Here is a 6,322-nt window from a genome sequence, read left to right as displayed (position 1 = left end):
TCCCGCATCCCGCCCTCCCGTATCCCGCACTGCCGCATCCCGACCTGCCGGGTCCACGCTCCCGCGTCCGACACGGCCACGGGGTCGGCCGGACGCGGTCTGTGGAGGGCGACCCCGGCCTGCCGTCCGGTGCAGGACAGGTCGGGCTGCACCACACCTGATGTGCTGAGCAGCCGCGGAAGGGGTACTGTCGGGGCCGCTCCGGACACCGCAACGCCGCTCGGACGGCGATCCAGCCGACCGCCGGGGCACCGTGCAGCACCCGGCACGGCGGCGGGAACCCAGGAGCATCGTGTCGACCACGACCACCGGACACGGCGACGACCGTGCGTTCAAGGGGAAGGTCACACTGTTCGCCATCGCGGCGGCGGTCGGTGGCTTCCTCTTCGGCTTCGACTCATCCGTGATCAACGGTGCCGTCGACGCGATCAAGGGTGAGTTCGACCTCTCCGACGCCGCCAGCGGCTTCGCGGTCGCCTCGGCCCTCATCGGCTGCGCCTTCGGCGCCTACTTCGCCGGCCGCCTGGCCGACCGCTTCGGCCGCACCAAGATCATGTTCTGGGCCGCCGTGCTGTTCTTCGTGTCCTCGATCGGCAGCGCGTTCGCGTTCGCGACCTGGGACCTCGTCATCTGGCGCCTCGTCGGTGGCCTCGGTATCGGCACCGCCTCGGTCATCGCACCGGCGTACATCTCCGAGGTCTCGCCGAAGGCCATCCGCGGGCGTCTGGCGTCGTTCCAGCAGCTCGCCATCACGCTCGGCATCTTCGCCGCGCTGCTCTCCGACCAGCTGTTCGCCGTGACCGCTGGCAGTGCGTCCTCCGAGGTCCTGGGCCTCGCCGCCTGGCGCTGGATGTTCCTGGTCGGTGTGATCCCCTCGATCGTCTACGGCGTCCTCGCGATCACCCTGCCGGAGTCGCCGCGCTACCTGCTCACGAAGGGCCGGAGCGACGACGCGCGCGAGGTGATGGGCAAGATCGTCCCGCGCGACACGGTCAACACGAGCCTGGAGGAGATCCAGGACGGCATCAAGAAGGAAGCCAACGAGAAGAAGGGCTCGATCCGGGGCAACCGCTTCGGGCTCCAGCCGATCGTCTGGGTCGGCATCATCCTGGCGGTGCTGCAGCAGTTCGTCGGCATCAACGTGATCTTCTACTACTCGACGACGCTCTGGCAGGCGGTCGGGTTCAAGGAGGAGCAGTCCTTCCTCATCTCGACGATCACCTCGGTGGTCAACGTGGCCGTCACCTTCATCGCGATCTTCCTGGTCGACAAGGTCGGTCGGAAGCCGCTGCTCATCGCGGGTTCCGCGGGCATGTTCGTGTCGTTGACGATGGTGGCGATCGCCTTCTCGCAGGCCTCGATCGTGAACGGCGAACCGCAGCTCCCCGGAGGGTGGGGTGTCATCGCGCTGGTCTTCGCGAACCTGTTCGTCGTGTCGTTCGGCGCCACCTGGGGTCCGCTCATGTGGGTCCTGCTCGGTGAGATGTTCCCGAACCGCATCCGGGCCACCGCGCTCGGCGTCGGCTCGGCGGCCAACTGGATCGCGAACTTCATCGTCACGATCTCGTTCCCGGTGCTGTCCGGCTTCAACCTGACGGTCACGTACGGCATCTACGCGCTGTTCGCCCTGCTCTCGCTCTTCTTCGTCATCGCGAAGATCCCCGAGACGAAGGGCCGCTCCCTCGAGGAGATGGGCATCAGCGCCGAGGGCGACGCCGTGAGCGCCAAGTCCTGATCCGCTCCATCCACGTCCGGGAGGCCCGGATCACGTCAGCCGCTCGGCTCGCGTGATCCGGGCCTCCCTTCTGTTAGCATTTCCCCAGCAGCGCGCCGAGCGCGCTGACTTCGCGTGTCCACGCAGCACACACGGTCATCGGTCCCGCTCTCGCGAGCGGGCGGCTGTGTGTCCGGGCACCAGGGACCATGACCTCCGGTCGTGGTCGACACAACCGCACCAGGTGCACGGTCATGCCGTGCGCCGAGAAGACAGAAGGAGGACGGCACATGGCCGTCGTCACCATCCGCCAGCTGCTCGACAGCGGCGTCCACTTCGGACACCAGACCCGTCGGTGGAACCCGAAGGTGAAGCGATTCATCCTCGCTGAGCGCTCCGGCATCCACATCATCGACCTGCAGCAGTCGCTGGCCTTCATCGACCGCGCGTACGACTTCGTCAAGGAGACGGTCTCGCACGGTGGCACGATCCTCTTCGTGGGCACCAAGAAGCAGGCGCAGGGCTCCATCGCCGAGCAGGCGACCCGCGTCGGCCAGCCGTACGTCAACCAGCGTTGGCTCGGCGGTCTGCTCACGAACTTCCAGACGGTCTCCAAGCGCCTCGCACGCATGAAGGAGCTCGAGGAGATCGACTTCGACGACACGACGAAGGGCTTCACCAAGAAGGAGCTCCTCATCAAGAAGCGCGAGCTGGACAAGCTCCACAAGACCCTCGGTGGTATCCGCAACCTCACGCGGACCCCGAGCGCGCTCTGGATCGTCGACACCAAGAAGGAGCACCTCGCTGTCGACGAGGCGCAGAAGCTCGGGATCCCGATCATCGGCATCCTCGACACCAACTGCGACCCGGACGAGATCACGTACCCGATCCCGGGCAACGACGACGCGATCCGCTCCGTGGGCCTCCTGACCCGCATCGTCGCCGACGCCGCGGCCGAGGGCCTGAAGACCCGTCACAACGGTGGCAACGACGACGAGGCCACCGAGCCGCTCGCCGAGTGGGAGCAGGAGCTCCTCGGTGGCGACAGCGCGACCCCGGCCGCCGACGCCGCTCCGGAGGGCGCCACCGTCGAGGAGAACAACGCCGACGCGCAGGTCGCCGCGAAGGAGATCGGCGAGCCGATCGCCGACGCCGACAAGAACGCCGAGCCGACGGCCGAGGCCGCCGCCGCTGCGGAGACCACTCCCGCCGAGTGAGCACCCGGGGCGCCGGACCGTGACCGGTCCGGCGCCCCTGCTCCGCTCCCCACTCTCCACACACGCACAGTCCAGAAAGGACTCCAGGCAATGGCAAACTTCACCGCTGCTGACGTGAAGAAGCTCCGCGAGGACCTCGGCGCCGGCATGATGGACGCCAAGAACGCCCTCGTCGAGGCTGACGGCGACTACGACAAGGCCGTCGAACTGCTCCGCATCAAGGGCGCGAAGGCCGTCGCCAAGCGCGACGACCGTGCGACCTCGGAAGGTGTCGTCGTGGCATCGGCCGACAACGGTGCCGCCACCGTCGTCGAGCTCGCCAGCGAGACCGACTTCGTCGCCAAGAACGAGAAGTTCACGACCCTGGCCGACAAGGTGCTCGGAGCGGTCGCCGCTGCCGGGGCCACCGACGTCGCCTCCGCGAACGCTGCGCCGCTCGACGGCAAGACGGTGCTCGAGGTCGTCAACGAGAACGCCGCCGCGCTCGGCGAGAAGCTCGAGGTCCGCACGGTCCGCCGTGTCGAGGGCTCGGCCTTCGAGATCTACCTGCACAAGACGAGCCAGGACCTGCCGCCGCAGATCGCCGTCGTCGTCGCGTACGAGGGTGACAACGCCGCCGAGGCGCGTTCGATCGCGCAGCACGTCGCGTTCGCGAACCCGTCGTACCTGACGCGCGCCGAGGTCCCGACCGAGGCCATCGAGAAGGAGCGCGCGACCGTCGAGGCGATCACGCGCGAAGAGGGCAAGCCCGAGGCTGCGCTCCCGAAGATCGTCGAGGGCCGCGTCAACGCCTTCATCAAGGGCATCTCGCTCCTCGACCAGGACTACGCGAAGGACAACAAGATCTCCGTCGCGAAGGCCGCCGAGAACGCCGGCATCACGATCCAGGGCTTCGCCCGCGTCAAGGTCGGCGCGTAACGAACCCATGACGGGGCCAGGAACCAACCGGTTCCTGGCCCCGTTGTCGTGCGCCCCCGCGCACCGAGTACATTTCCACGAGACCACGACGAAGGGTGCCCCGACATGACCGACGAGAAGACCGGACGCCGACGAGTCCTGCTGAAGTTGTCGGGAGAGGCGTTCGGCGCCGGATCCCTGGGCGTCAACCCTGACGTCATCAGCACCATCGCGAAGCAGATCGCCAGCGCCGCCCGAGAGGTCGAGGTCGCGATCGTCGTCGGCGGTGGCAACTTCTTCCGCGGCGCCGAGCTGTCGCAGCGCGGCATGGACCGCGGTCGCGCCGACTACATGGGGATGCTCGGCACCGTCATGAACGCCCTTGCGCTGCAGGACTTCCTCGAGCAGGCAGGTGCCGCCACGCGCGTGCAGTCGGCGATCAGCATGACCCAGGTCGCCGAGCAGTACATCCCGCGGCGTGCCGAGCGCCACCTCGAGAAGGGCCGTGTCGTCATCTTCGGTGCGGGCGCGGGCCTGCCGTACTTCTCGACCGACACCGTCGCGGCGCAGCGCGCGCTCGAGATCGGTGCCGACGAGGTGCTCGTGGCCAAGAACGGCGTCGACGGCGTGTACTCCGCGGACCCCAAGAAGGACCCGACCGCCGAGAAGTTGCACCACGTGACCTACCAGGACGCGCTGCTCAAGGGCCTCAAGGTCGTGGACGCGACGGCGTTCTCGCTCTGCATGGACAACGGCATGCCGATGCACGTCTTCGGCATGGAGGGCGAGGGCAACGTCCGCGCCGCGATCCAGGGCGAGCGCATCGGCACCGTCGTCAGCAACTGACCGGCGCACCGCCGCCGACTGACTAGACTCGACCCGTACCGAAGGAGAACCACCGTGATCAGTGACGTCATGACCGATGCGACCGAGAAGATGGCGAAGGCCGTCGAGGTGGCGAAGGACGACTTCGGCACCGTGCGCACCGGACGCATCAACGCCGCGCTCTTCCAGAAGATCCCGGTCGAGTACTACGGGTCCCCGACCCCCCTCGCGCAGCTCGCGTCCTTGCAGACGCCGGAAGCCCGCACGCTCATCGTGACGCCGTACGACAAGACGGCGCTCAAGGAGATCGAGCGTGCCATCGCGACCTTCCCGAACCTCGGTGCGAGTCCGACCAACGACGGCGAGATCGTCCGCGTGACGATCCCCGAGCTCTCGGCCGAGCGCCGTAAGGAGTTCGTGAAGATCGTCAAGAGCAAGGGTGAGGACCACAAGGTCGTCCTGCGCAACATCCGCCGCAAGGCGAAGGACGACCTCGACGCGCTGAAGGGCGAGGTGTCCGACGACGACATCGCCCGCAGCGACAAGGAGCTCGACGTCCTGACGAAGAAGCACGTCGACCAGATCGACGAGGCGCTGAAGAAGAAGGAAGCCGAACTCCTCGAGGTCTGATGCGCCGTCCCGACCAGGGCGACGACCGCCCCACATCTGATGACCGCCGCACATCGGGGTTCCGACAGGACTTCGACGCGCGGGCGAGGGCGGCCCGGAACGACTTCGAGGCGCAGATCCGTCAGCGCCGAGCGGAGTTCGGTGCGCGGAACGAGGCACTGACAGCACGGACCGGGCGGAACCTGCCGGCAGCCATCGCGATCGCCCTGGCGTTCGCGGTGGTCATGCTCGGGTCGCTGCTGCTGTACACCCCGTCGTTCATGGTCGTGGCCGCGTTCCTGCTCGGGCTCGGCGTCTACGAACTGGCGAGCGCGATGCGGTTCGCCGGTCGTGACGTCCCCCGGATCCCGAGCATCGCGGTCGCGATCGCCACGGTGCCGGCGGCATTCCTGGGCGGGCAGATCTGGGCGCTGTTCACGCTGCTCGGCGGTGTGGTGTTCATCTCGCTCTGGCGTCTCGTCGAGGTCGCGGTGTCGCGCACGAAGCCGCCGGCGGCGAGCGTGGCGCGGGACCTGACGAACGGCCTGTTCGTCCAGGCGTACGTGACCCTGCTCGGTGCCTGCGTGGTGCTGCTGTCCGCGCAGGAACAGGGGCAGCTCTGGGTCGTCGGGTTCATCCTCGTGGTCGTCGCCGTGGACACCGGGGCCTACGCCACCGGCATCAACCTCGGCAAGCACCCGATGGCTCCGCGGATCAGCCCGAAGAAGACCTGGGAGGGCTTCGGCGGCTCGGTCGGCGCGAGCATCATCGTCGGCATCCTGGTCGCCTGGCTCATGCTCGGTCTGCCCTGGTGGACCGGCATCATCCTCGGGGTGCTCATCTCCGGGTCCGCCACCCTCGGCGACCTCACCGAGTCGATGATCAAGCGAGACCTGGGCATCAAGGACATCTCGTCGTTCCTGCCCGGCCACGGGGGACTGCTGGACCGGATCGACAGCATCCTGCCGTCCGCGGCCATCGCGTACCTGATGTACCTCGTCGTCAACCACTGACGGTCCGCTCGCTCCGTCGATCCTCCTGACCGGACGGGTCCGCGCGT

General features: G+C 67.9%; 6 protein-coding genes. All 6 read left to right on the top strand.

Annotated features, from left to right (window positions below; translation table 11 throughout):
• Positions 1–292: 292 nt before the first annotated feature.
• The 6 genes from DEJ33_RS04020 to DEJ33_RS03995 all read left to right on the top strand — a co-directional run bounded on the left by DEJ33_RS04020 (position 293) and on the right by DEJ33_RS03995 (position 6,275).
• Positions 293–1,735, top strand: coding sequence for a sugar porter family MFS transporter (locus tag DEJ33_RS04020; protein WP_258374722.1), 1,443 nt, complete (start codon positions 293–295; stop codon positions 1,733–1,735).
• A gap of 269 nt (positions 1,736–2,004) precedes the next feature.
• Positions 2,005–2,931 carry a 30S ribosomal protein S2 gene (rpsB, locus tag DEJ33_RS04015; RefSeq protein ID WP_111077336.1) on the top strand — a complete coding sequence of 309 codons (927 nt, stop codon included), beginning with the start codon at positions 2,005–2,007 and terminating at the stop codon, positions 2,929–2,931.
• A 90-nt stretch (positions 2,932–3,021) separates the two neighbouring features.
• Entirely contained in the window at positions 3,022–3,849 is an 828-nt protein-coding gene (tsf, locus tag DEJ33_RS04010) for a translation elongation factor Ts (RefSeq protein WP_111077335.1), read from the top strand.
• A gap of 105 nt (positions 3,850–3,954) precedes the next feature.
• Positions 3,955–4,674: a UMP kinase gene (gene pyrH, locus DEJ33_RS04005; protein ID WP_110902050.1), complete on the top strand. Its 720-nt coding sequence runs from the start codon at positions 3,955–3,957 to the stop codon at positions 4,672–4,674.
• A gap of 54 nt (positions 4,675–4,728) precedes the next feature.
• The gene (gene frr, locus DEJ33_RS04000; protein ID WP_111077334.1) at positions 4,729–5,283 is read left to right on the top strand and encodes a ribosome recycling factor; all 555 of its coding nucleotides are present in this window, start codon (positions 4,729–4,731) and stop codon (positions 5,281–5,283) included.
• Complete coding sequence (locus DEJ33_RS03995) at positions 5,283–6,275, top strand: phosphatidate cytidylyltransferase (RefSeq protein ID WP_111077333.1); 993 nt, start codon at positions 5,283–5,285, stop codon at positions 6,273–6,275. The genes frr and DEJ33_RS03995 overlap by 1 nt, the downstream gene beginning before the upstream one ends.
• The last annotated feature ends 47 nt before the right edge of the window (positions 6,276–6,322 follow it).

Origin of the sequence: Curtobacterium sp. MCPF17_047 (assembly GCF_003234045.1) — a bacterium.
Lineage (GTDB): Bacteria > Actinomycetota > Actinomycetes > Actinomycetales > Microbacteriaceae > Curtobacterium.
This window is presented reverse-complemented; position numbering and strand designations above follow the sequence as displayed.